The sequence below is a fragment of the Pseudomonas putida genome, from assembly GCF_030159595.1.
GTDB classification, from domain to species: domain Bacteria; phylum Pseudomonadota; class Gammaproteobacteria; order Pseudomonadales; family Pseudomonadaceae; genus Aquipseudomonas; species Aquipseudomonas putida_AC.
In genome coordinates, this window is the sequence record NZ_BSKJ01000002.1 from 280,840 (window position 1) to 306,104 (window position 25,265).

Annotated in this window: 21 protein-coding genes and 1 riboswitch; of the genes, 7 read left to right on the forward strand and 14 right to left on the reverse strand. The window is 63.1% G+C overall.

What is annotated here, in order from left to right:
* Positions 1-78 precede the first annotated feature (78 nt).
* Entirely contained in the window at positions 79-825 is a 747-nt protein-coding gene (locus QQL85_RS05630; RefSeq protein WP_284353257.1) for an RsiV family protein, read from the forward strand.
* Here QQL85_RS05630 and cytX read toward each other — a convergent pair.
* Together cytX and thiC are read right to left on the reverse strand one after the other, a co-directional pair.
* The gene (gene cytX, locus QQL85_RS05635) at positions 794-2,077 is read right to left on the reverse strand and encodes a putative hydroxymethylpyrimidine transporter CytX (RefSeq protein WP_284353256.1); all 1,284 of its coding nucleotides are present in this window, start codon (positions 2,075-2,077) and stop codon (positions 794-796) included. The genes QQL85_RS05630 and cytX overlap by 32 nt on opposite strands.
* Before the next feature lie 164 nt (positions 2,078-2,241).
* A complete protein-coding gene (thiC, locus tag QQL85_RS05640; RefSeq protein ID WP_284353255.1) occupies positions 2,242-4,122 on the reverse strand; it encodes a phosphomethylpyrimidine synthase ThiC in 1,881 nt (626 codons plus the stop codon).
* Positions 4,123-4,277: 155 nt separating this feature from the next.
* Positions 4,278-4,384: riboswitch (TPP riboswitch) on the reverse strand.
* A gap of 160 nt (positions 4,385-4,544) precedes the next feature.
* Between thiC and QQL85_RS05645 the strand changes: the two genes are divergently transcribed.
* On the forward strand, positions 4,545-5,981 hold the full coding sequence (locus QQL85_RS05645) for a TolC family outer membrane protein (RefSeq protein WP_284353254.1): 1,437 nt from the start codon (positions 4,545-4,547) through the stop codon (positions 5,979-5,981).
* 158 nt (positions 5,982-6,139) lie between these two features.
* Here QQL85_RS05645 and waaA read toward each other — a convergent pair whose 3' ends face one another.
* Together waaA and QQL85_RS05655 are read right to left on the reverse strand one after the other, a co-directional pair.
* On the reverse strand, positions 6,140-7,411 hold the full coding sequence (waaA, locus tag QQL85_RS05650; protein WP_284353253.1) for a lipid IV(A) 3-deoxy-D-manno-octulosonic acid transferase: 1,272 nt from the start codon (positions 7,409-7,411) through the stop codon (positions 6,140-6,142).
* An 11-nt stretch (positions 7,412-7,422) separates the two neighbouring features.
* Positions 7,423-8,313: a LysR family transcriptional regulator gene (locus QQL85_RS05655; RefSeq protein WP_284353252.1), complete on the reverse strand. Its 891-nt coding sequence runs from the start codon at positions 8,311-8,313 to the stop codon at positions 7,423-7,425.
* Positions 8,314-8,400: 87 nt separating this feature from the next.
* Between QQL85_RS05655 and QQL85_RS05660 the strand changes: the two genes are divergently transcribed.
* From QQL85_RS05660 to QQL85_RS05675, 4 genes are read left to right on the forward strand one after another with little or no spacing between them, the layout of a single operon-like run.
* Positions 8,401-8,733 (forward strand): DMT family transporter, encoded by a 333-nt coding sequence (locus tag QQL85_RS05660; RefSeq protein ID WP_008095055.1) that lies wholly within the window; start codon positions 8,401-8,403, stop codon positions 8,731-8,733.
* A gap of 45 nt (positions 8,734-8,778) precedes the next feature.
* Positions 8,779-9,954 carry an NAD(P)/FAD-dependent oxidoreductase gene (locus QQL85_RS05665; RefSeq protein ID WP_284353251.1) on the forward strand — a complete coding sequence of 392 codons (1,176 nt, stop codon included), beginning with the start codon at positions 8,779-8,781 and terminating at the stop codon, positions 9,952-9,954.
* Positions 9,951-10,763, forward strand: coding sequence for an aldo/keto reductase (locus tag QQL85_RS05670; protein ID WP_284353250.1), 813 nt, complete (start codon positions 9,951-9,953; stop codon positions 10,761-10,763). The genes QQL85_RS05665 and QQL85_RS05670 overlap by 4 nt, the downstream gene beginning before the upstream one ends.
* Before the next feature lie 52 nt (positions 10,764-10,815).
* Positions 10,816-11,784, forward strand: coding sequence for a metal ABC transporter ATPase (locus tag QQL85_RS05675; protein WP_284353249.1), 969 nt, complete (start codon positions 10,816-10,818; stop codon positions 11,782-11,784).
* 32 nt (positions 11,785-11,816) lie between these two features.
* Here QQL85_RS05675 and hldE read toward each other — a convergent pair whose 3' ends face one another.
* From hldE to QQL85_RS05690, 3 genes are all read right to left on the reverse strand, one after another.
* The gene (gene hldE, locus QQL85_RS05680) at positions 11,817-13,238 is read right to left on the reverse strand and encodes a bifunctional D-glycero-beta-D-manno-heptose-7-phosphate kinase/D-glycero-beta-D-manno-heptose 1-phosphate adenylyltransferase HldE (RefSeq protein ID WP_019097686.1); all 1,422 of its coding nucleotides are present in this window, start codon (positions 13,236-13,238) and stop codon (positions 11,817-11,819) included.
* 130 nt (positions 13,239-13,368) lie between these two features.
* Positions 13,369-15,177 carry a lipid A export permease/ATP-binding protein MsbA gene (gene msbA, locus QQL85_RS05685; protein WP_284353248.1) on the reverse strand — a complete coding sequence of 603 codons (1,809 nt, stop codon included), beginning with the start codon at positions 15,175-15,177 and terminating at the stop codon, positions 13,369-13,371.
* A gap of 15 nt (positions 15,178-15,192) precedes the next feature.
* Positions 15,193-16,368 carry an O-antigen ligase family protein gene (locus QQL85_RS05690; protein WP_284353247.1) on the reverse strand — a complete coding sequence of 392 codons (1,176 nt, stop codon included), beginning with the start codon at positions 16,366-16,368 and terminating at the stop codon, positions 15,193-15,195.
* Positions 16,369-16,468: 100 nt separating this feature from the next.
* Between QQL85_RS05690 and QQL85_RS05695 the strand changes: the two genes are divergently transcribed.
* Positions 16,469-17,074 carry a lipopolysaccharide kinase InaA family protein gene (locus QQL85_RS05695; protein WP_284353246.1) on the forward strand — a complete coding sequence of 202 codons (606 nt, stop codon included), beginning with the start codon at positions 16,469-16,471 and terminating at the stop codon, positions 17,072-17,074.
* Between the two features lie 3 nt (positions 17,075-17,077).
* On the opposite strand, the gene QQL85_RS05700 is transcribed toward QQL85_RS05695, so the two are convergent.
* From QQL85_RS05700 to QQL85_RS05730, 7 genes are all read right to left on the reverse strand, one after another.
* The gene (locus QQL85_RS05700; protein ID WP_284353245.1) at positions 17,078-18,169 is read right to left on the reverse strand and encodes a glycosyltransferase; all 1,092 of its coding nucleotides are present in this window, start codon (positions 18,167-18,169) and stop codon (positions 17,078-17,080) included.
* Positions 18,170-18,206: 37 nt separating this feature from the next.
* Entirely contained in the window at positions 18,207-18,980 is a 774-nt protein-coding gene (locus tag QQL85_RS05705; RefSeq protein ID WP_284353244.1) for a glycosyltransferase family 2 protein, read from the reverse strand.
* Between the two features lie 65 nt (positions 18,981-19,045).
* On the reverse strand, positions 19,046-20,002 hold the full coding sequence (locus QQL85_RS05710; RefSeq protein ID WP_284353243.1) for a glycosyltransferase family protein: 957 nt from the start codon (positions 20,000-20,002) through the stop codon (positions 19,046-19,048).
* Between the two features lie 48 nt (positions 20,003-20,050).
* Entirely contained in the window at positions 20,051-21,454 is a 1,404-nt protein-coding gene (locus QQL85_RS05715) for a PIG-L deacetylase family protein (RefSeq protein ID WP_284353242.1), read from the reverse strand.
* A complete protein-coding gene (locus QQL85_RS05720; RefSeq protein WP_284353241.1) occupies positions 21,451-22,347 on the reverse strand; it encodes an antimicrobial resistance protein Mig-14 in 897 nt (298 codons plus the stop codon). The genes QQL85_RS05715 and QQL85_RS05720 overlap by 4 nt, the downstream gene beginning before the upstream one ends.
* Positions 22,347-23,477, reverse strand: a complete 1,131-nt coding sequence (locus QQL85_RS05725; RefSeq protein WP_284353240.1) for a glycosyltransferase — start codon at positions 23,475-23,477, stop codon at positions 22,347-22,349. The genes QQL85_RS05720 and QQL85_RS05725 overlap by 1 nt, the downstream gene beginning before the upstream one ends.
* Positions 23,461-25,218: a carbamoyltransferase family protein gene (locus QQL85_RS05730; protein WP_016712363.1), complete on the reverse strand. Its 1,758-nt coding sequence runs from the start codon at positions 25,216-25,218 to the stop codon at positions 23,461-23,463. The genes QQL85_RS05725 and QQL85_RS05730 overlap by 17 nt, the downstream gene beginning before the upstream one ends.
* Positions 25,219-25,265 lie beyond the last annotated feature (47 nt).

Sequence of the window (25,265 nt, forward strand, 5' to 3'; positions counted from 1 at the left end):
CACTCTGTTAGCTTAGTGGCGAACTGAAGGCCGCGCAGACGGTCAAAGGCCGACTTTCCCTGTTCTGCAAGGATCATCATGACACTTGTCAAACTGACGTCCGTGGCCGTGCTGGCACTCGCTCTGGGCGCCTGCCAGAGCCTGTTCACGCCCAACTACCGGGCCCCGCTCGAGGTCAAGCGCGACGCCTGGGAGCATGTCAAACCCGGCTGCAGCGAAAGCGACTGCCCGCTGGTGAACATCGACATGGTCCACTTCCCGGCCCTGCCCAAGCTCGACGGCATCGTCGAAAAGCGCCTGCTGCAACTGACCGAAGACAATCAGCATGGCACCGCCCCAAGCACCTTGCAGGCCTACGAACAGCAATACCTGACCAGTGCCGACAAACGTAACAGCAGTTATTTGCAAGCCAAGGTACGCGAGCAGCATGACGGGCTGGTGATCGTCGAGTTGTCCAGCTATCTGGACAGCGGTGGCGCCCACGGCATGCCTGGGCGTGGCTTCATCAACTATTCGCGCAAGCTGGACAAGGTGCTGACCCTGCAGGACATGCTGGTGCCGGGCCAGGAGGACACCTTCTGGAAAACCGTCGAGGAGTCGCACCGCGCCTGGTTGATGAGCGTGGGCATGGACAAGGACGCCGAGTTCGTCAAAACCTGGCCGTTCAAGAAATCGCCGCACATCGCCCTGACGTACGGCGCGGTGGTGGTCAAGTACGAGGTCTATGCCATCGCGCCCTATTCCATGGGCCATGTGGAACTGAAGATCCCCTACCCACGCCTGAACGGCGTGCTCAAGCCTGAACTGTTTCCCGGCCGCGGCTGAAGCTGAACAGCGCGTGCAGTAACCCTGCCAGCACCAATGCCGGCAGGGTTGCCCCCAGGTCCGGCGCCTGCGCTGCAATCACATGGTACGCCGCCACGCCCACTACCCACGCCAGCAATGCCTGCCAGTGCAAGCCACTCACCTGAGCCGGCAGGCGGCGACGACGCACCACATAGTGGTCCATCAGCACCACGCCGAACAGCGGCGCGAACACCGAACCGATCAGTAGCAGGAAGTTTTCGTACTGGGCCAGTGGCGCCAGCAGGGCGATCAGGGTGCACAGTACGCCGATGGCCAAGGCCAGGTGCTCGACCTTCACAGGCACCAGCACACCGGTGGAAACGGCTGCCGAGTGGATGTCGGCAAAGGCCTTTTCCGACTCGTCCAGCAGAATAAGCAGCAGCGGAATACCCATGCCGGCAGCCGCCAGGGCCAACAGCAGGGCATTGACCTCACTACTGCCGGCGAAGGCCAGGGTGTAGGCCACGCCCAGGCTCATCAGCCAGGTATTGCCGATGAAGTAACCCACTACCGTGCCGCCGAACACATGCTTGCCATTACGGGCGAAACGCGAGTAGTCGGCGATCAGCGGCAGCCACGACAGGGGCATGGCAATGACGATGTCGAAGCCTACCGCCAGCGACATCGAGCCGTCCCCGGCGCGGTTCCACAGATCAGCCAGGTCAGCTTTGGCGAACAGGTTCCAGGTCAGCCAGACGCAAGCACCCAGCAGCAACCAGATACCCCAGGCGCGCAGGACCTTGCGCACGAAGGCCAGTGGCCCGCTCACTGCCAGCAAGGTGGCCAGGGCACCGAAGCACAGGGTCCACAGCATCGGGCTGTTCCAGGCACTGTCCTCGCCGAAGGCGCGCGCGCCCAGCAGGCTGGCGGCATCGCGCATGACGATGATCTCGAACGCACCCCAGCCCACCAGTTGCAGCAGGTTGAGCAGCGCCGGCAGGCGCGCGCCGTGGCTACCCAGGCTGAGTTTCAGGGTGCCCATGGCGGACAGGCCGGTGTCGCTGCCGATCACACCGGCGGCGCCCAGCAACAGCACACCGACACCGGTGCCCAAGGCGATGGCCAGCACCGCGCCGGCAAGGCCAAGGCCTGGGGCGAGCATGGCGCCGACTTGCAGCACCATCAGGCCGATGCCGAGGGAGAACCACAGCGAGAACAGGTCGCGGGCGCCGAAGATGCGCTGGTGGGTGGGGACCGGGTGGTCGGGGGAGAATTGGCTGGGGGTGGTCATTGTTATGATCGCCGAAAGGTTTGAGATTTGCGCTGAATCGGCCGGCCCTTTCGCGGGTAAACCCGCTCCCACAGGGACCGCACAATGCTGAAGGCAGTGGGGAACCTGTGGGAGCGGGTTTACCCGCGAAAGGGCCAGCCGGATCAATGCCGGTGTAAGGTCAGTTACACTTTGTGGTACAGCTGGCTGCCTTCCTGGCGGAAACGCTCGGCCTGCTCGCGCATGCCTTCTTCGACCGACACGTCCACGGTCTCGATCCTGGCGGCGTATTCACGCACTTCCTGGGTGATTTTCATCGAGCAGAACTTCGGCCCGCACATCGAGCAGAAGTGCGCGACCTTGGCCGACTCCTTCGGCAGGGTCTCGTCGTGGTAGGCACGGGCAGTGTCCGGGTCTAGGCCCAGGTTGAACTGGTCTTCCCAACGGAACTCGAAACGCGCCTTGGACAGGGCGTTGTCGCGAATCTGCGCGCCGGGGTGGCCTTTGGCAAGGTCGGCGGCATGCGCGGCGATCTTGTAGGTGATGATGCCGGTCTTCACGTCGTCCTTGTTCGGCAGGCCCAGGTGCTCCTTGGGCGTGACGTAGCAAAGCATGGCGCAACCGAACCAGCCGATCATCGCCGCACCAATGCCCGACGTGATGTGGTCGTAACCCGGTGCAATGTCGGTGGTCAGCGGGCCGAGGGTGTAGAACGGCGCCTCGTCGCAGCACTCCAGCTGCTTGTCCATGTTCTCCTTGATCAGTTGCATCGGCACATGGCCGGGGCCTTCGATCATGCACTGCACGTCATGCTTCCAGGCGATCTTGGTCAGCTCGCCCAAGGTTTCCAGCTCACCGAACTGCGCTGCGTCGTTGGCATCGGCGATCGAGCCAGGGCGCAAGCCATCGCCCAGCGAGAAGCTGACGTCGTAGGCCTTCATGATTTCGCAGATTTCGTCGAAGTGGGTGTACAGGAAGTTTTCCTTGTGATGCGCCAGGCACCACTTGGCCATGATCGAGCCACCACGGCTGACGATGCCGGTGACGCGTTTGGCGGTCAGCGGCACATAACGCAGCAGCACACCGGCATGGATGGTGAAGTAGTCCACGCCCTGCTCGGCCTGCTCGATCAGGGTGTCGCGGAACAGTTCCCAGGTCAGGTCTTCGGCCACGCCGTTGACCTTTTCCAGTGCCTGGTAGATTGGCACGGTACCGATCGGCACCGGCGAGTTGCGAATGATCCACTCACGGGTTTCATGGATATGCTTGCCGGTGGACAGGTCCATGACCGTGTCCGAGCCCCAGCGGATGCCCCAGGTCAGCTTGGCCACTTCTTCCTCGATCGAGGACCCCAGGGCGCTGTTGCCGATGTTGCCGTTGATCTTCACCAGGAAGTTACGGCCGATGATCATCGGCTCCACTTCCGGGTGGTTGATGTTGGCCGGAATGATCGCGCGGCCACGGGCGATTTCCTGGCGGACGAATTCGGGGGTGATTTCTTTCGGGATGTTGGCGCCGAAGCTGTGGCCGGCGTGCTGCTCGTTCAGCAGGCCGGCTGCGCGGGCCTCTTGCAGCTTCATGTTTTCGCGGATGGCCACATACTCCATCTCGGCGGTGATGATGCCTTGGCGGGCATAGTGCATCTGCGAGACGTTGGCGCCGGCCTTGGCGCGGCGCGGGTTGCGCACATGGGCGAAGCGCAGCTTGGCCAGTTCGGCATCGTTCAGGCGCTGCTGGCCGAAATCGGAGCTCAGGCCGCCCAGGCGCTCGGTGTCACCACGGGCGTCGATCCACGCCGAACGCACGTCGGCCAGGCCCTTGCGCACGTCGATGATCACGTTGGGGTCGGTGTACGGGCCAGAGGTGTCGTAGACCAGCACCGGGGCATTGGTTTCGCCACCGAAATCGGTCGGGGTATCGTCCAGGCTGATTTCACGCATGGGCACACGAATGTCCGGGCGCGAGCCTTCGACATACACCTTGCGCGAACGCGGGAACGGTTGCACGGACTGCTGATCGACTTGTGCCGATTCGCTGAGGTTGATCGCTTTTTCTTGTTTGGTCATCACAGGCTCTCCAGACGGCTTCCTAGCAGTGGAATGTCGGGGTGAACCTGAATGGCGCGGACGCACCCATGAATGGATGCAGTGCCGGATATGGGGGTGCCTGAAGCTGCATGCAGCTGCGACATTCCCGGACCTGGCACAAGAGGCTCCCCGGGAAGGCGAGCAATCTTGTTCCCTACGCAGGCGCTAACCTGATCAGGTTCAACGGGATCCGCACCTCTGCGATCTCAGCCTTTGCTTCAAGGCACCCCGACAAGAACATGCGCAGTCTAGACTGGAGTGGTCGGCAAAGCCAAGCGGGTAAATGCGCGGTTGATGAAAGGCACACCGGGCGATTGTTGCCGGGGGCGCATGGCACTACACTGGCCCGTCGCTCGATACTCAACAGTTCAGTAATTAAATTTCGTACAAGGATTGCCTCTATGCTGCGCAAACTCTCACTGGCGATAGCCGTGTCTTGTGCGTCCAACGGAGTGGTCTGGGCAGCGGACGTGCCCCAAACAGTGAAGACCGACCTGGTCAGCGTCTACCAGGAAGCGGTGGACAACAACGCCGACCTGGCCGCTGCCCGCGCTGATTACGGCGCCCGCCGCGAAGTGGTGCCACAGGCTCGTGCCGGGTTACTGCCCAACCTGTCGGCTGGCGCCGAGATGATGAACACCCGCACCAAGCTGGATGAGCCGTCTGCCACCACCAACCGCAGCGGCAATACCTGGAGCGCCACCCTGGCGCAGCCGATCTTCCGCGCGGACCGCTGGTTCCAGCTGCAGGCTGCCGAAGCGGTCAACGAACAGGCAGCGCTGGAGCTGTCGGCCACTGAACAGAACCTGATCCTGCAGTCCGCGCAAAACTACTTCGCCGTGCTGCGCGCCCAGGACAACCTGGCCGCTACCAAAGCCGAAGAAGCGGCCTTCAAGCGCCAGCTGGACCAGTCCAACGAACGTTTCGATGTGGGCCTTTCGGACAAGACCGACGTGCTGCAGTCCCAGGCCAGTTACGACACCGCCCGGGCCAACCGTATCATCGCCGAGCGCCAGGTGCAGGATGCATTCGAAGCGCTGGTCACCCTGACCAACCGCGAATACACCTCGATCCAGGGCGTGGTGCATACCCTGCCGGTACAGGTGCCGACCCCGAACGATGCCAAGGCCTGGGTCGAAACCGCCGGGCGCCAGAACCTCAACCTGCTGGCTACCAACTATGCGGTTTCCGCCGCTGAAGAAACGCTGCGTCAGCGCAAGGCAGGCCATGCGCCGACGCTCGATGCGGTGGCCAAGTACCAGAAAGGCGACAACGACAGCTTCGGCTTCACCAACCCTGCACCGGCCCCTGTTTCACGCTATAGCGGTGACGTCGAGCAAACCAGCATCGGCCTGCAGTTGAACATCCCGATCTACAGCGGTGGCCTGACCAGCTCGCAGGTACGCGAGGCCTACCAGCGTCTGAGCCAGAGCGAGCAGCAGCGCGAGAGCCTGCGCCGCCAGGTGGTGGAAAACACCCGCAACCTGCACCGCGCGGTGAACACCGACGTGGAACAGGTACAGGCGCGCAAGCAGTCGATCATCTCCAACCAGAGCGCGCTGGAAGCCACTGAAATCGGTTACCAGGTGGGTACCCGCAACATTGTCGACGTGCTCGATGCCCAGCGCCAGCTGTACACCTCGGTGAGGGATTACAACAACAGCCGCTATGACTACATTCTGGACAACCTGAGCCTGAAACAAGCGGCGGGTACGTTGAGCCCACAGGACCTGCAAGACCTCAAGCGTTACCTGAAGCCGGACTACAACCCGGACAAGGACTTCCTGCCACCAGACCTGGCTGCGGCTGCCGCGAAGAACTTCGAGCGCCGCCCTTGAACTCAGGGAGCACGCGGACAGTGTAGGAGCGGCCTTGTGTCGCGAAAGGGCCGCACAGCGGCCCCGGCAATCTTGCAGTTATGCGAAGATCCCGGGGGTGCTTCGCACCCCTTTCGCGACACAAGGCCGCTCCTACAGGGATCGCATCGCTGCGAAGATCAGCGGATAAGCGCGCCCAGCCCATCAAGCAAGCGCTGCAACGCGCCCTGATTGGCCCGCATCACCGCCCTGCCCGCCTCGCCCATGCGCTGCGCATCCTGCGGCAACTCGACCAGCCGCCGCACCGCTTCGGTCAGCCCGTCGACATCGTCCACCTGCTGCAACGCCCCCGCTTCACGCAACATCGCGCTGATTTCAAGGAAGTTGAACACATGCGGCCCCATCAGCACCGGCAAGGCCAGTGCTGCCGGCTCCAGCGGGTTGTGCCCACCGGTCGCCACCAGGCTACCGCCGACAAAGGCAATATCAGCCAGCGCGTAGAGGAACAGCAACTCACCCATGGTGTCGCCCAGCAACACGCGGGTTTGCGCATCGACCGGCGTACCAGCAGAACGGCGTACGGTGGTGAATTGCTCGCTGCACAGCGCATGCACAGCGTTGAAGCGCTCGGGATGGCGCGGCACCAGGATCAGCAAGGCATCGCCATGCACCTGCAACAACTGCCGGTGGGCCTGAAGAATCAGCGCATCCTCACCGTCATGGGTACTGGCGGCAATCCACACCGGCCGCTGCTGCGCTCCCCACTGCTCACGCAATGCCTTGGCACGCGGCAGCAGTTGCTCATCGATCTTCAGGTCAAACTTGATCGAACCGGTGACCTGCACGCACTCAGGGCGCGCCCCCAGGTCACGGAAGCGTCGCGCCTCGGTTTCAGTTTGCACGGCAATCAGGCTCATCTCGGCCAGCATGGGCCGTGTCAGCTTGGCAAAGCGCCCATAACCACGGGCCGAGCGCTCGGACAAGCGCGCATTGGCCAGCGCCACTGGAATGCCGCGCTTGGCACACTGATGGATGTGATTGGGCCACAGTTCAGTTTCCATGATGATGCCCAGCTTCGGCTGCACATGGTCGAGGAAACGCCCGGCCGCCCAAGGCAGGTCATAGGGCAGGTAACAATGCTGAACACGCGGTTCGTCGGCGAACATGGCGCGAATACGCTCGGAACCGGTCGGGGTCATGCAGGTCAGCGTGATTGGCAGGTCCGGGTAGGCCTTGAGCAAGGCACGCACCATCGGCGCTGCTGCGATGCTTTCGCCCACCGAAACCGCATGCACCCAGATGCCACCTTTGCGCATGGCCGGCAACGTGAAGGCAAAGCGCTCGCCGATGCGTTGGCCATAGGCCGGCGCCTTGCGCGCACGCAGGTACAGGCGCAGCGCAACCAACGGCAGGCCCAGGTGAAACAGCAAGGTATAGAGTGTTTTGTTCATGGCGGCGGAGTTTACCCGATCGCGCGCAGGTGCACTGCAAAGCGCTCGGCCAGCCATTGCGCAGCGGGCCCCAGTGGTTCATCACGGCGCCAGGCCAGCTCTGCCACCAGCGCCGGTGGCCGCCACTCACTGTCCAGTTCGACCATGTGCGCCTGATAAGTCGGGTACTGCACCACATGCCGCGGCAGCCAGGCCCAGCCCAGGCCGCGCATCAGCAGTTCGGCCATGGCGTAGAAGCTGTCGGCACGCCACACCTGTGGGCTGACCGCCTCGCCGCCGGGGTAGCCGCTTTGCTGGGGGGTGACGAGCAGTTGCCGGTGGCGTGCCAGTTGCTGCCGGGTGACCCGGCCCTCACCTGCAAGCGGATGGCCGACGGCGCATACCGTGACCATCTCTACACTGCCCAGGGCGCGTCGCTCCAGCGATGCCGGCATGCTTTCGTGGTGGAAGAACAGACCCAGATCGGCGCGTCGCTCCACCAGCTTGCGCGCCACATCGCCTTGCGCGCCACTGGCCAGTTGCACCTCCAGAAACGGGAAGCGGCTGGCCAGTTCGTCGAGGCTGTCGATCACCGGCTGATAAGGCATGGCTTCGTCCTGCGCTACCCGCAGCAAAGCCTCCTGCCCGCGCATCAACGCCAGGGCGCGGCCATCCAGGCGTTCGCACTGGCGCAACAGTTCGCGGGCATCTTCCAGCAATGCACTGCCGTTCTCGGTGAGCTTCGGCTGCCGGCCACTGCTGCGCTCGAACAGGGTGACGCCCAGGTCGGTTTCAAGCAGGGCAATCGCGCTGCTGACTGCCGACTGCGCCTTGCGCTGTTCGCGGGCCACGGCAGAAAACGAGCGCAGTTCAGCGACGCGCAAGAACGTGCGCAGTTGCTCAAGGTTCCACTGCTCGGCCATCAACCTATCTCCCCTATTGATAGGTAATGACTTTACCCCATCCAGGTAGCGTCTAGAATGCCCGACCAGTTACCGGAGGAACCCGCCATGAATGCCTACACCTACCTCGCCATTGCCATCTGCGCCGAAGTTATTGCCACCGCTTCGATGAAAGCAGTGAAGGGTCTGAGCACGCCATTGCCGTTGCTGCTGATGGTGGTTGGCTATGGCATCGCGTTCTGGATGCTGACCCTGGTGGTGCGCAGCATTCCGGTGGGCATTGCCTATGCCATCTGGTCAGGGCTGGGGATTGTGCTGATCAGTGTGGCGGCGCTGGTGATCTACGGGCAGAAGCTGGATGTACCGGCAATGCTGGGCATGGCGATGATCGTGGGCGGGGTGGTGGTGATTCAGCTGTTTTCCAAGACTGCCGGGCACTGAAGCTGCCTGTATACTTGCCAGCTGTCCCAGTCTTCGAGGTACACCATGCCATCTGCCATTTCCACTGACGTACTGATCGTCGGCGCCGGGGTCGCAGGCCTCTGGCTCAATGCCCGCCTGCGCCGCCTGGGGTATTCGACAGTGCTGGTGGAGCGTGCCAGCCTTGGCGGCGAGCAGACCATCAAGTCCCAGGGCATTATCCATGGTGGCACCAAGTACGCCCTGCACGGTGCCCTCACCGGTGCATCGGAAGCCATTGCCGACATGCCACGCCGCTGGCGCGAAGCCTTGAGCGGCAGCGGCGAGCTGAACCTGACCGGCACCCGCCTGCTATCCGATGCCCACTACCTGTGGTCGCCAGGCACCCTGGCCGGCAACCTCACCAGCTTCTTCGCCAGCAAGGCCGTACGCGGCCGCGTCGACCAGGTTAAAGGCGAGCAACTGCCGCCCGCCCTGCAAGACCGCGCCTTCAAGGGCAAGGTCTACCGCCTGGCAGAACTGGTCATCGACGTGCCCACCCTGCTGGCCAACCTGGCCGAACTGGCAGGTGACAGCCTGCTGGCCGGGGAACGCATCGAGCCATTGCGCGAAAACGACGAACTGGTCGGCCTGCGCGTCGATGGCCGCGACATCCGTGCCCAGCGCATTGTGCTAAGCGCCGGCGCTGGCACCGAGGACCTGCTGCATGCCCTGGGCCTGAACCAGCCGGCCATGCAAACACGTCCGCTGCACATGGTGCTGGCCAAAGGCGCTAACCTGAAGCCGCTGTATGCCCACTGCCTGGGCGGCGGGCCCAAGCCGCGAGTGACCGTCACTACCCACCCGGCTGCCGATGGGCAATGGGTCTGGTATCTGGGCGGCGATCTGGCCGAAGCCGATGGCGTCGCCCGCGAGCCCGCCGCACAAATTGCCGCAGCGCAAAAGGAGATCGCCAGCCTGCTGCCATGGGTAGACCAGAGCCAGGTGCGCTGGGCCACGCTGCGGGTGGACCGTGCAGAACCGGCGCAATCGGGCCTGGTACGCCCCGACAACGCCTTCCTCGCCGACCAGCAACGCCTGCTGGTGGGCTGGCCGACCAAGCTGGCCTTGGCACCGGACTTCAGCGACCGGGTCATCAGCCATCTGGAGCGCGACGGCATCCGCCCACAGGCGCAAGCCGACCTGGCCGACCTGCCACGCCCACCGCTGGGTGTTCCGGCCTGGGAGCAACTGCTGCCATGAGCCTGCCAACCCTGCACGACTTCCATCGCCCGCTGGGCAGCACCGGTTTCAATGTTTCACCGCTAGGCCTGGGCACGGTCAAGCTGGGCCGCGACCAAGGCGTGAAGTACCCCACCGGCTTCACCATCCCCAGCGATGACGAAGCCCGCCTGCTGTTGGCCCAGGCCCGCGAGCTGGGCATCAACCTGATCGACACCGCCCCGGCCTATGGCCGCAGCGAAGAACGCCTCGGCCCGCTATTGCGCGGTCAACGCGACGAGTGGGTGATCGTCAGCAAGGTTGGCGAAGAGTTCGACCACGGCCTGTCGCACTTCGACTTCAGTGCCGCCCACACCCGCCGCTCGGTGGAGCGTAGCCTGCGCCGCCTGGAAACCGACCGCATCGAACTGGTGCTGGTGCATTCCGACGGCAATGACCTGGCGATCCTCGAACAGCAGGAGGTCTACCAGACCCTGGCCGAACTGAAGCAGGAGGGCAAGATCCTCGGCTTCGGCCTGTCCGGCAAGACCGTGGCCGGCGGCCTGAAAGCACTGGAACAGGGCGACTGCGCCATGGTCACCTACAACCTCAACGAGCAGGCAGAACGCCCAGTACTGGACTACGCTGCCGAACACGGCAAGGCCATCCTGGTGAAAAAGGCCCTGGCCAGCGGACATATCTGCCTGGCCCCGGGCGTTGACCCGGTCCAGGCCAGCTTCGAGCTGCTGTTCGCCCACCCGGGCGTCAGCAGTGCTATCGTCGGCACCATAAACCCGCTGCACCTGGCCCACAACGTGGCCACCGTCGCCCGTATCCTGGGCCAGCATTGAGTTACTCCAGGCCCAAGGGCCTGGCGACTGACCCGACGCAAGGAGGAGCCTCGTGGCGCGAACGCTGATCCGCAAGAACCCGAGCAACTTCAAGACACTGCCACTGCATGTCGAGGCCACGCCCGAAGGGCTGATCTATCAGAGCATCGGCATGCCGCTCAACTTTGCCCAGACCCAGCAACGGCGCAAGGCCATCCAGCTACCCGACACACAGCACTTCGTGGCCGAACTGGCCAACCTGGGTGTGTCGGTGCGCCTTACCCTGCATTGGCAAAACCGCGATTATTGGGTGCTGGTGCGCCAGCGCCGGCAAGACCGTGGCGACGTGGTGCTGAAACTGATCTCCGGTTATGTGCCTGCGCAGGAGCTGAACCTGCCGTTGCACACGGCGGTGCAGGAAGTGGCTGAGGAATGCCTGCTGGAAACCCCGGAAGGCTGGCTGGGCGGGCGCTTCAATGATACCTGGCTGCCCGTGCCATACGCCGCCGCCCTGCACTATCGCGAAACACCGCACTTCCTGCTGACCCCCCAGTCCGGCGCCGCCCGCCCCGTGCACTGCGGCAACCTGATGCTGCTGGAGCGGCCACGGGCCTATGTGCACTTGCCCACCGCCTCGCTGCAACTGATCTACGACATGCGCCTGCAGGTGCCGCGTGAAGCCAAGAAACTGAGCCTGTTCCACGTCGATGAGCGACTGGAGGGCGGCCAACTGGTAGCGCGGCTCAACCGCAAACGGCCAGACCTGTACCTGATGCCGTTGAAGGACGGCCAACCGCTGGCGGAGCTGTATACGCTGAAGAAGGATGAACTGGTGCCGGCGAGTACGCGCGGGCTTTACCTGGCAGAGAGTTTTGCCCGGCAGGAAGGCTGGGTAGTGACGGACGAGCGGGTACGCTGGAGGGATTGGGTGAAGCAACAGGGGTTGGTGGAGGCCAAGCCGCTGCGGGCATCGCACTTGCAGCGGTTTGGTGACAAAGCGCGGGCGCTGCTGGAGCGGGCGCGTACCTCACTTCACAAGTGAAAGCCTGGGGCTGCTTTGCAGCCCCGGCTTTATCAGTTCTTGCGAATCTTCTCGACAATCGCCGTGGTCGAGCTGTTCTCGACCAGCCCCAACACCTTCACGGTGCCGCCATAGGCCTTGACGATATCGGCACCCACCACCTGGTCGATGCCATAGTCTCCCCCCTTCACCAGCACATCCGGCTTCACCTGGCTCAGCAGGTTTTCCGGCGTGCCCTCGGGGAAGCTGATCACCCAGTCCACCGCACCTAGCCCGGCCAATACGGCCATGCGCCGATCGACACTGTTGATCGGCCGACCCGGCCCTTTCAGGCGGCTGACCGAGGCGTCGTCGTTGACCGCGACGATCAGGCGATCGCCTTGGGCCCGCGCCTGCTCCAGGTAGGTGACATGCCCGGCATGCAGAATGTCGAAGCAGCCATTGGTGAAGACGATTTTCTCTTTGTGCGCGCGCGCATCATCGATGGCCAGCAGCAGTTGCTCCAGGCCCAGCACGCCGCGCTCGGAGCCTTCCTCGCGCTGGATGGCCCGGCGCAGTTCGGGGGCGCTGATCGCAGCCGTACCCAGCTTGCCGACCACGATGCCTGCCGCCAGGTTGGCCAGGGCAACCGCGTGGGGCAGGTCCTCGCCAGCCGCAATGGCCGCCGCGAGGGTGGAAATGACGGTATCTCCGGCACCGGTCACATCGAACACTTCACGCGCCCGCGCCGGCAGGTGCAGCGCTGGCTGGCCCGTACGCAGCAAGGTCATGCCGTGCTCGCCGCGGGTTACCAGCAAGGCCCCCAGGTCCAGGTCCTGCAGCAGCTGTACGCCTTTGGCAACCAGCTCGGCCTCATCGGCGCAACGACCAACGATGGTCTCGAACTCGCTGAGGTTCGGGGTGATCAGGCTGGCACCGCGGTAGATGGAAAAGTCCTTGCCCTTGGGATCGGCCAGCACCGGAATGCCCTTGGCCCGCGCTGCCTGGATCAGGCTCTGGTGGTTTTTCAGCGCACCTTTGCCGTAGTCGGACAGGACCAGCACCTTTACACCTTCGAGCAGGCTGTCGACTTCCGCGCCCAGCGACAGCGGGTCGGTGGCGAACGGCTCTTCGAAATCGATACGCAACAACTGCTGGTGGCGGCTCATGACCCGCAGCTTGACGATGGTCGGCTGGTGCGCGATGCGCTGGAACACCGAACGTACACCGGCAGCCTGCAGGCTGTTGGCCAGGCTATCGGCGGCCTCGTCCTGGCCGGTGACACCGATCAGCGAAGCCGGTGCGCCCAGGGCGGCGATGTTCAAGGCAACGTTGGCCGCGCCGCCGGGGCGATCCTCGATCTGATCGACCTTGACCACCGGGACTGGCGCCTCAGGCGAAATACGCGAAGTACCGCCATGCCAGTAGCGGTCGAGCATGACATCGCCGACCACCAGTACCGGGGCTTGATCGAAACGCGGCATGGACAACTTCATGGGCAACCCATATGAAAATAATGAACAGGGGCAGGATATTAGCACAGGGTAGACGACGGCTTTATGGCCAGATCGTCCCCGGAAAATTCCCGTGACAATCAGGGCCATGACGGCCCCGATCAAGGCGGTTTCAGGTGATATCGGCCTTTGCCGGCTCATCCAGCCCCATCGCATGCAGGCGGGCATAATGGCCATTGGCCGCGAGCAGCTCGGCATGAGTGCCGCGCTCGACCAGACGGCCCTGGTCCATGACCAGGATCTGGTCCGCCTTCTCGATGGTCGACAGGCGGTGGGCGATCACCAACGTGGTACGGCCTTGCATCACATGGTCCAGGGCCGCCTGAATGTGCCGTTCGGACTCGGTATCCAGCGCCGAGGTGGCTTCGTCGAGGATCAGCAACGGCGCGTTCTTCAGCAGTGCGCGGGCGATTGCCAGGCGTTGGCGCTGGCCGCCAGAGAGCAGCACGCCGTTTTCACCCACGTCGGTATCGAAGCCTTTTGGCAGCCGGTCGACGAACTCTTTGGCGTAAGCATCGGCCGCAGCGGCTTCGATGTCGGCACGCGGAGCGCCAGCCAGGTCGCCATAGGCGATGTTGTTGGCCACGGTGTCGTTGAACAGGGTGACATGCTGGGTAACCTGCGAAACATGGCGACGCAGGTTACGCAGGCGATAGTTCTCGATCTCCACGCCATCGAGCAGGATCTGCCCCTGGTCGTGGTGATAGAAGCGCGGAATCAGCGCCGCCAGGGTCGACTTGCCGCTGCCGGAACGGCCGACAAGGGCGATCATCTGACCAGGCTCGGCGACAAAGCTGATGTCGCTCAGCACTTCGCGCTCGGTGCCCGGGTAGGTGAAGCTCAGGTTGCGCACTTCCAGGCGCCCCTCCACCCGCTCCTTCTCGATGGTGCCGGTGTCCACTTCAGGCTCTTCGTCCAGCTGCTCGAAGATGCTCTCGGCACCTGCCAGGCCCTTCTGGATGGTGGAGCTGACTTCCGAAAGCTGGCGGATCGGCTTGGGCAGCAGGCCGGCGGCGGTGATATAGGCCACCAGGTCACCCGCAGTGGACTCACCGCGCAGGAACAGCACCAGGAACATCAGTGCAGCCATGGCGCTGTAGATCACCAGCTGCAGCATCGGCGTGTAAAGCGAGCCGGTCTTGGTCATGCGCAATTGCTTGTCGGTGTTGCTCTGGCTGGCCTTGCTGAAACGCTGCTCCTCATAGGCCTCACCACCGAAACTGCGCACCACGCGGTATCCCTGGATGGTTTCCGAAGCAACGTGGGTGACGTCGCCCATGGCCACCTGGATCTTTTTGCTCTGTTTGCGGAATTTCTTGCTGGCAACGCTGACCATCACCGCAATCACCGGCAGGATGGCAACCATGACCAAGGTGAGGTGCCAGTTCATCCACAGCAGGTAGGCGAACAGGAACACCACGGTCAGGCCTTCACGGATGACCACCTTGATTGCATCGGTGGCAGCACCGGTGACCATGGTCACGTTGAAGGTGATACGCGAAATCAGGTGCCCGGAATTGTGGTTGTCGAAGTAGCGGTTGGGCAGCACCAGCAGCTTGTTGAACAACTCCACACGCAGGTCGTGTACCAGGCACAGGGACACCTTGGCCAGGAAGTAGTTGCCGAGGAACGAGCCCAGACCCTGCCACGCGGCGATCAGGATGATCAGCAGCGGCACCGCCTGCAGCAGCTGCAGGTCGCGCAGGTAGGGCACGTTGGGGAACAACACCGCTTCGGGGTTGCTCAGCCCATCGACGAAATACTTGAGAATGCCGGCCAGCATCGGCTGGGTCGAGGCAAAGATCACGAAACCGACAATGCTCAGCAGGAAAATGCCGACATAGGGTTTCACATAGCTCAGCAGCCGGAAGTAGATCTTCAGGCTGGAGGTGTGCTCCGCCGGTCGCGGTGTTTCGGCCATTATCGAGCTCGCTGTTCAGGTTGAACCGGAAATTTTACCACAGGCGCCATTTTCGGCACGCCCCCATGGCAGCATCATGGCAAGGCCGACAGGCAGCCAGCTGATGAACCATTCGGCACGTGGCGTGCCGGTGAGGCTGGCGGCATCGAACTGCATGGCCAGGGTCGAATACACCCAGAACCCCAGCAGGATCTTGCCGAACAGCGTGCCACGCGCACGCACGATTTCACCTAGGGTGTATAACCACACCAGTACCCACAGCACCATCCCGGGCAGGCCCACTTCCACGGCAACGTGGGTGAACATGTTATGGGTGTGATCAAAGTGTTTGCCGACAGCGCTCACTTCGTAACCAGCCCCCAGGCCCAGGCCGGTCCAGGGATGCGCGGCAATCATATCGATGACGGCATTGAAGATTTCCGGCCGATAGGACGAGCCGCGCTTGGCGATCAGATCGTACACGACGAAGAACGCCAGGCCAGTGGCAATCAGCGCCAGGATAGAAAACACCTGGCTGTGGCGATCGCGGAACCACAGCGGCGCGATCACGACGGTGATCACCAGGGCCAGAATCGCCCCGCGGCTCTGGCTGAGCATGGCAAACACACCCAGACAGACCAGTGCAGCCAGCCATAACAGCTGCATGCCACGCTGGCGCGGCGGCTCGTAAAGCAAGAAGAGCACGGCCGAGCCGATGACATAAGCCCCCAGAATCGGGTGCGAGATCTCGCCAATGCCTGCCAGACGGGCCAGCAACGATTTGCCCTGCAAACCGTAGAAATTGATGATCGAGGCCAGCGCAGCGAGGGCCAGCAGGCCACTGCCAAGCAGCAACAGCTGACGAACGCGGGCCAGACCAAGCTGCGCCAGCAGCGGGAATGCCAGCAGGAACACCAGAATGTAGACAAGGCGCTTGATCTCGCGCCCTGGGTCTTCTGCGGGTGACCAGGCCAGGCTCAGCCCGCACCATGCCAACAACAGCAACACACCTGCCCACAGCGCGGGCTGACGCTTCCAGGCTTGCACCAACACCCCACGAGCAGACCACGCCAGAACCAGCGTTGGCAGCCACAGAAACAACACCAGTCCCTGCTGATAAACCTTGTTGCTCGGTGCCAGGGCAATTGCTGCCAGGAACCAGACCAGACCCAAACCCAACCAGGCACGTGCCCAGTTTTTTTGATACAACATCCTCTCCCCCGATGAATCAAAGACACCATCCATGGTGCTACCGCATTATTTTCGGCATTATTGCCGGTCATTTTGCTCGCCAGACGACAAGGCTCTATTCATGCAATGCTCCCGGCTCACCCAGGTCGACTTCGATCAGCTGACACAAGGCGCACAGGTGCTTGAGGCAGACAGCCATGGCGCCAAAGTCTACCTGCTCAAGGATGGTAATTTCCTCAAGGTTTTTCGTAGGAAGCGGCTGATTTCATCTGCACTGCTGCGCCCCTACTCGCAACGCTTCGTCGATAACGCCGCGCGCCTGACACAACTGGGCATCCCTACGCTCGAGGTGATCAGCCAGCACAAGCTCGACCTGCCAGGCCGCACCGCCGTGCTGTATCGCCCGCTGCCTGGGCGTACCCTGCTGCAAATGTCGCGCGATGAAGGTTTCAGCTGGGACACCTACCTCCCGCAACTGACCGAACTGGTCCGCCAGTTGCACCGCAGCGGCGTGTACTTCCGCTCGCTGCATCTCGGCAATGTGGTGGTCACCCCCGACCAGCGCCTGGGCCTGATCGACGTGGCCGACATGCGCTTTCTGCGCCCGCCGCTGTCGGCACGCATGATTCGGCGAAATGTGCAGCACATGGTGCGCTATATCGAGCGGGAGAACCTGGGCGACCGGTTCCCCCTCGCTGCTTTCGAGGCAGCCCTGTTGGCACGCTGAGCCTCAGTTGCGCAACAGGCTCTGCGAGCCGTTGCAGAAGGCCTGCCAGGCTTGCTCCGGCGCCAGCGCCTGACGCTGCCGCGCGGCCACCTCCGGGGCGCTGAGGGTTGTGCAACGCTCGATCGCCTCGGCCCACGCCCCCTCATCGGACACCGGCAGGTAACCACCGGTATCCTGCAACTGCTCTCGAAACACTTGCAGGTCGCTGCACACCACCGGCACGTCGGCCATGACCGCCTCCTGCACCACCAGCCCCAGGCCTTCGGAGCGCGAAGGTACCAAGAGCCAATCGAACGCCCGGTACAACTGCTGCAGGTCTTCACGGTGACCGCACAGGTGAATGCGCGCGGCCAGGCCCAGCGCATCGACACGTTCCTGCAGCACCGCGTGCAGGGGGCCTTCGCCAATAATTGCCAACTGCAGGTCCGGCTGATGTGCGCTGGCCTGGGCAAATGCCTCGATCAGCATCTCGAAGCCTTTGCTTTCCACCAACCGCCCTACCGCGCCCAGCATCACCCCGCTCGCCAGAGGCAACTGCAGCGCCTGCCTGGCCTCGTCCCGGCTCAACAACGGCTCGACGAACGCCAGCGGATCTAGCGCCATGCGCAGGGTCTGCACCGGCCTGCCCAAGTCATGCTCCAGCGATTCAGCCAACGTGTGCGACACCGCTGCGATGCTCAGGCGCTCGGCCGGGAACATACGCAACAGGCGTACATCGCTACTGTTCAGGCGCGTCTTGCCATGGAACAGCACCTTTGCCCGCACCTGGGGAATGTTCTGCAACAACGGCAGTACCAGCCGCGCGACACCAATACCGTCGAGCAGCACGACTTCGGCCTTGGCCTCGGCCAGCGCCTTGCGCAAACGCATGCGCAACCATGGGCGCAGCAGGCGCCACAGGTGTCGCCCTTTCAGCGCACGCAGTGGCATGTGCCACTCCCGGGTCGAGCCAAGCCCACAGCACAGCCCGCTCCCCAGCAGCAACCAGTTACTGATTCGGGCATCGCTACCTGCGTGCGACAGCACTTGCCGATGCACCTTGTGGATGGACATGTACGGCGTGCCACCCGCCCACATCATATTGACGATGTTCATGGGCCCTCTCCCGCTCATGTCAGGTGGGACAGCGACTTCATTGAACAAAAAGGGTGATTCCCATGCCGATCAAGGCACCTGTCACCAGCGTCAATGCCAGTTTGATTCGATCACGTTGACGGCGTTTGGCCTTGCGCTCCACTTCGATGGGCAAGGTCACATGATTACCGAATCCAGTGTGCAATACTGCATCACCCTCCAGGGTGACCGCTGTCAGATTCATCTCAGCGTAGCGTCGGGAAAGCGCCTTCTCTCCAGCATAGGCGGCAAATGGCGCGCAGCGCTGGTAATCGCTCAAACGACGCAGGCCAGGGTTGAGCGAGAAGGCCTGCCATTCAGCCTTGTCGGACAGCAACGGGTAGCAAGGCACACCGGCGATCACCTGGCGATCGCCCAGGTGGATGTACGGGCTGTGGACAGCCAGGTCGTGGGCATGGCTGCGCAGCCACACTTGCAACAGGTTGGGGCTGACGTCCAGAATTGCCCGGGAATCCTCAACAAAGCCCTGGCGATAGAAGTGCCAGTCGTCCTCACAATGGAAGATGTACGGCGTCTTGACGTGACTGTAGGCCAGGTCGATAGACGGCAACTGGCCAAGCTTGGGCCGGTTCACGAACACCTTGCAGTGCGGTTTCCAGTGCTCTGGCACAGCGGTATGCACGGCATCGTCACCAGAATCTTCGGTGATGAATACCTCGCGAATGGGCGCGGTGTTGTAGCGATCGAAACTCTCAAGGGTGTCTTTGAGCAGATCGAACCGCCCACAACTGGTCACGACGAGCGTGACGTCACTCTCATTTGAAAAGCGCACCGGACTCCCTCCGCATTGCGACAATCGGCCTTCAACAACCCGCTCCTGGGCGTGAAGGCTCTTATTTAGATGCCTAGCTTCAGGCGCAGCCGCTGCCATGCAGACAATGGCGGGTGGGGCCTGAGCGCCGGGCGCATGTGGTCGACGATGCTACGTCCAACTGCGGCGAAACTGAAACGGGAAACCGCCAGATGGCGGCCATTTTCTGCAATCATCCGGGCCAGTTCAGGCTCCGCCCGCAAACGGCGGAGCTTTTCCTGAAGGGTCGGGATGCTGTCATAGAACACCACGTTGTGCATGTCCTGCAGGCCCAATGCACGGTTCTCTTCCTCGCCCTGGTCGTACGCCAGCAACACACAACCGCAGGCCATGGCTTCGAAGTTCTTGATCATGTATTCGCCCATGCCAACGTCGGCACTGACGAAGAAACGGATACGGTTGAGCGTGTTGCAGTAGTCCTCACCCGATTTGGTACGGGTTACCAGCAGGTTCTCGACCTGCCCCAACTCGTCCAGCAGCGCCTTGCGGCCGCTGTAGGCCACGCTGTTGACACTGCCAACGAAGGCCAGTTCGATGTCGCGCTCACGCCCCTGGTCAGCCAGTAACTGCTCGTCATAGCCCTTGGGCACGAATACCGCGTCGAAACCTTCCTGGCGCAGGCGCTCGCTGACCCTATAGCCCGAGCTGATCACCCGCGCCCACGGCAACTGGCGGTAATGGGCGCTGAACTTGCCGGTGTACTTGCACGGGATGTAGTTCTGGTAGGCGTCGTGCTCGAGGATGACCAGGTTCGGCACGGTGCGGATGAACGCCACCTGACGGATCTCCTGCTTGAAGCGCAGGAAAAACACGATGCGGTCATAACGCTCGACCTGCACTTCTCGCTTGAAATAGCGGCGCAGGTTGCGCTGGTCATCGCTGGTCAGCCACCGCAGGTCGCACTCGCAGTTGGCCGCGACGCCATCGTACAGGCGGTCGAGAATTGCCCGCTGTTCCTTCTGTACCAGAAATAGGACTTTCATTGATTTCCTTGTGCGCTCTGCGCCTTCGCGGTCAACCATGGGGCGTGCTTACAGCTCACGCCGCCAGAACAATTCGTGTCGGCGCACGGCCTTGCGGAAGAACTCGTTCTCCCCATAAGGCGACGGGCGCCGCCCGGCCAGCCAGCGCTGCAGGAAGCGCCGCAAGCGGCGTTTGAACGGCGCGGATGGCTGCAGGTCGTGCATCATGCCCAAGGCCATGGCCTTGTCGCGCTGGGTAGCCAGGTCCAGCACCAGGCTGCAAGGCGCCCAAGCCTGGGCCGCGCTCATCTGCGGAGGCAAAGCCACGCCATCGCCGCTGTCGCCCATGGGCCAGCGGTCGTTGTCATGCAGGTGATTGGCGTAGCACAGCAGGGTTTTTGGCTGCCAGGTCAAACCTTGCATGGCCTCCAGCACCGCTGCCTGGGCGCAGATGTGGTCGGGGTGTGGATCGAGCTGCGGATGCGGCATCACCAGTACCTCTGGCTTGGCCATTTCCAGCAAGGCGCGCAGGTCGGCCAGCAGGTTGTGCCAGGTTGGCGCGCCATCACTATCGGCCGGCAGTGGGAACGGGTTGAACTGGCGGAACATGCGGATATCGGCAAGGTCGGCTTCACGCGAAGCGGCCGGCTGGTCGGGCGCGGCCTGCATGGCAGGCAGTTGCAGGCAGAAGTAGCCCAGTTGCACGCAACGGGACTCCGGCACACCAGCCCAACGCGGCACGGCGATGCTGTCCCAGGCGCGCAGGCGGCCCTTCAGGCGTGCGGCCTCGGCTTTTTCCAGGCCCATCTGCTGGTAGTGCTCGGCTTCGATTTCACCGGCGGTCAGTGTCACCACCCAGGTTTCATCAGCCTGGCTGTAAAGGCCATACGCAGCCAGCTCGGCGTCGTCGGCATGCGGCGCAATCACCATCACCCGGCGCCGTTGCAACTCGACCGCTGGGGTTATCCACAGGCGGGGCTGACCCAACAGTCGGCAATGACGACCACGCAGGCGCAACATTCCAGCTTGCAGCGGCGCAGCCAGGCCGGTCAGGTTGAGGAAACGCACACCCTCCACGCCACGCTCGAAGGTTTGCCGGTCGGCTTGATCGGCACCAGCCAGCTCGACACGAGGGTCGAGAAACCGCCCCAGCCAGGTGCTTTTTACCTGGACCTCAAGAATAAGGGTTTCGTCGCCCTGTAACGCACAGTCGGCTTTGAGCTGGCCATCGTGCAAGCGGGCAGGTACTGACCGTGACTGCTCACCGAACGCGTAGGCGTAGTCTTCGGTTGGTGCATAGAAAAGGTGGTCGGCAAACCAGGCCTCATGGGCAGCCCAGAGCAGCGGCAACAACAGCAGCGGCAGCCACCACCAGGTGAACACCCCCAAGGCGACCAGCGCAACCAGGCCCGCCAGCAGGCCCAGACGCTTGTTGCGTCGGTGGCGCTTGAGCAACTGCTGCTTACGGCTCACGCCTGGTACACCGGCACGGGGTTGCACCAGCGGTCCTTGTACTCGCGGTCGGCACGACCGAACGAGAACCGCAGTGGCTTGTTGCGCGCACGGGCGTCCTCCCAGGCGGCCTGGGTATTGAGGAAGCTCAGCACGCTGCCCGGGCTGAAGGCCTTGGTTTCAGGATCGACGCCGCCATTGATGTACTCGACGCTGATCCATTCCGGTGCTTCGACGCGGTACACCAGCTGGATGGCGATCGGCTTGCCGTCCAGCAGCAGTACCGAGCCGATCAGCAGCTCGCGCAGGCGCTCCAGCACCTCGGCCATGTGCTCGGCACCGGTGGCCGGGAAGCCCCAGCGGCGCTGGAAGAGGTCGCAGTACATGCTGGCGATTTCCTGCGCACTGAAGTCGCTGATCGGGCGTACCACGCCCCCCGCCTCTTCCAGCAAGCGCAATTCGCGGCGCTGGTTGTAGCGGAACTTCTTTGACAGGTCTTCGTGCGCCCGAGCCATCGCCAGCTGTTCCTTCTGCGCCTTGAGGCCGCTGAAGCGGCCCTGGTTCAGTTCGGACAGGTAGCGCGCGGTATGGCGCAACGGCGCAGCGGCATCGGCCGCCGCAGGCAGGATGATTTCGGCATTGCCCAGGTCGAACAGGGCTTTCTTGCCAGCACGCTTGAGTACGTCCTTAGCCAGCGCCAAGTGTCGCCCCCAGGTAGGGATGGCGGCTTTCAGCTCGCCGGCCTGGTACCAGCCCAGGTAACGTACCGGGATCTGTGCCAGGTCAGCCAGTTGCTCGACCACCCGCGGATGGGTGGCAACACTGCCACCAAAACGCGCCCACGCCTCGGCATAGTCCTTGGCCTCGATGGTTTGCCAACCGCGTTCGCGGAAGGCCTGGATACGATTGAGCATCAGGCCTGCCCCACCAGCGCACATACCTGCGGCAGCTGCCAGAAGGCCTCGCGCACCGCCTGATCGGAGAAGCGCTCTTGCAGGTGTTGCAGCATGTGCTCGGCACAGGCCTGGCGCTGCTCGCTGTCCAGCACGGCCAGATGCTTCAGACCCTGCGCCAACTGTGCGGCATCGCCCAGCGGGAACAGCACGCCCACACCTTCGACCACTTCGCGAGCCCCGCCGCAAGCCGTGGCCAGCACCGGTACACCGGCGACCATGGCTTCGAGCAGGACCATGCCGAACGGCTCATGGTCGGAGCTCAGGGCGAACACGTCGAACGCCTGGAAATAGCGCCGTGCATCCGGCACCTGGCCCAAAAAGTCCACTTGCCCGCCAATGCCCAGCTCGGCGGCCAGGGCCTTGAGCTCGGCCTCAAGGCGGCCCTTGCCGAGGACCGCCAGACGGGCGCCGGCTGGCAGCCCCGGCAGCGCCAGTGCAAAACCACGCAACAGGGTGGCCTGGTCCTTGTCCGGGTGCAGCCGTCCGACATTGCCGACGATCCACGCCTGTGCATCCAGGCCCAGGGCCTGGCGGGCGTCAGCGCGCGACACCAGCGCCGCTTGCAAGGCGCCGATGTCGATGCGGTTGTACAGGGTCTGGATTCGCTCGACCGGCCACTGTGGCAGGCAACGGCGCATATCATCACGCACCGCGTCCGACACACCCAGCAGGCTCAGGCGCTTGCTGAACAGGTTGGCGAACAGCCGACGGCCTTTGCGCTCATAGTCGCCAAAGGCATGGTGCACGCCAATCACTGGCAGGCCGGTACCCAGCAGGGCCACATAGATCGGTTTGAAGCGGTGGGCAATGCAGAACGCGAAATTGCGCTCGGCCGCGACCCGCCGCAAAGCACGGATGGCGCCAAGCTTCAGGCCGCGCACGGCCTTGGAGCTGAATTCAAGGAACAGCACCTCGTCCGACGCGCAGCCGGCCGCTACCTGCGGATCGGCAGCGCCGGTGAGGAACACCGTGGTGACCTGGTAGCCACGCCCCTGGAACAGGCTGGCGTACTGACGGGCGCAGTCGAGGAACGGCCCGTCATAGCCATGGCAGAACTGCAGGATGCGCGGTTCAGAGCGGCTGGTCATAGGCGGCGGCGCCGTCCTTCACGACCAGGATGTCTTCCATGATCAGGTACTGCAGGTCCGAGCCGAAGAACATGTTCAGGGCATCGGTCGGCGAGCAGATCATCGGTTCACCACGGCGGTTCAGCGAAGTGTTCAGCGACACGCCATTGCCGGTCAGGTCTTCCAGCGCCTTCATCATGTCGTAGTAGCGCGGGTTGTACTCACGCTTGAGCACCTGGGCACGCGAAGTACCGTCCTCGTGCACCACTTCCGGCACACGGGTCTTCCACTCTTCAGCCACTTCGAAGGTGAAGGTCATGAACGGCGCCGGGTGGTCGACCTTGATCATCTGCGGGGCGACGGTGTCGAGCATCGACGGGCAGAAAGGTCTCCAGCGTTCGCGGAACTTGATCTGGTGGTTGATGCGGTCAGCCACGCCTTCAACGCTCGGGCAGCCGATGATCGAACGGCCACCCAGGGCGCGCGGACCAAACTCCATGCGGCCTTGGAACCAGGCCACCGGGTTGCCGTCGACCATGATCTGGGCGATCTGCTGGGGCATGTTCTCGAGCTTGCGCCACTTCGGCTGGTTCGGGTGACGGGCACAGGCAGCGATCACATCCTCGTTGGAGTACGACGGGCCGAGGTAGACGTGTTCCATCTTCTCGACCGGTACGCCACGGGCGTGGGAAACATAGGCTGCGGCGCCGACGGCGGTACCGGCGTCGCCGGAGGCCGGCTGGACGAACAGCTCTTTCACGTCCGGGCGGGCGATGATCTTCTGGTTCAGCTTCACGTTCAGGGCGCAGCCGCCGGCGAAGGCCAGCTTGCCGGTTTCACGCAGGGTATCGCCCAGGTAGTGGTCGATCATCTGCAGCGCCAGCTTCTCGAACAGCGCTTGCATGCTGGCCGCGTAATGAATGTAAGGCTCGTCGGCGATATCGCCTTCGCGCTTGGGGCCCAGCCATTCGATCAGCTTCGGCGAGAAGTAGAAGCCCTTGCCCTTCTCTTTATAGCGGCGCAGGCCGATGACGTTGGCGTACTCGGTGTTGATCACCAGTTCGCCGTTTTCGAAGCTGGCCAGGCGCGAGAAGTCGTACTTGCTGGCGTCGCCGTACGGCGCCATGCCCATGACCTTGAACTCGCCGTCGAGCATCTCGAAGCCAAGGAACTCGGTGATCGCGCCGTACAGGCCACCCAGGGAGTCCGGGTCGAAGAATTCCTTGATTTTGTGGATTTTGCCGTTTTCGCCGTAGCCAAAGAAGGTGGTGGCGTATTCGCCTTTACCGTCGATGCCGAGGATCGCGGTTTTTTCCTTGAAGCCCGAGCAGTGGTAAGCACTGGAGGCGTGGGCCAGGTGGTGCTCGACCGGCTCGATCTTGACCTTTTTCGGGTCGAAGCCCAGCTGCTCCAGGCACCAGACGATCTTCTTGCGGTAGCGCTTATAGCGACGGTTACCCATCAGGATGGCGTCGAGGGCGCGATCCGGGGCGTACCAATAACGCTTGGCATAGTGCCAGCGCGCCTTGCCGAACAGGCTGATCGGGGCGAACGGGATGGCTACCACGTCGACGTCGGACGGCTTGATGCCTGCCTGCTCCAGGCAGAACTTCGCCGACTCGTAGGGCATGCGGTTCTTCGCATGCTTGTCACGCACGAAGCGCTCTTCTTCGGCGGCGGCAATCAGCTTGCCGTCAATGTACAGGGCCGCGGAAGGGTCATGGCTAAGGGCGCCGGACAGGCCAAGAATCGTCAATGCCAAGGGATTAGCCTCTTCATTCGGTAAAAATGCGCCAGCGGCCTCTTGGG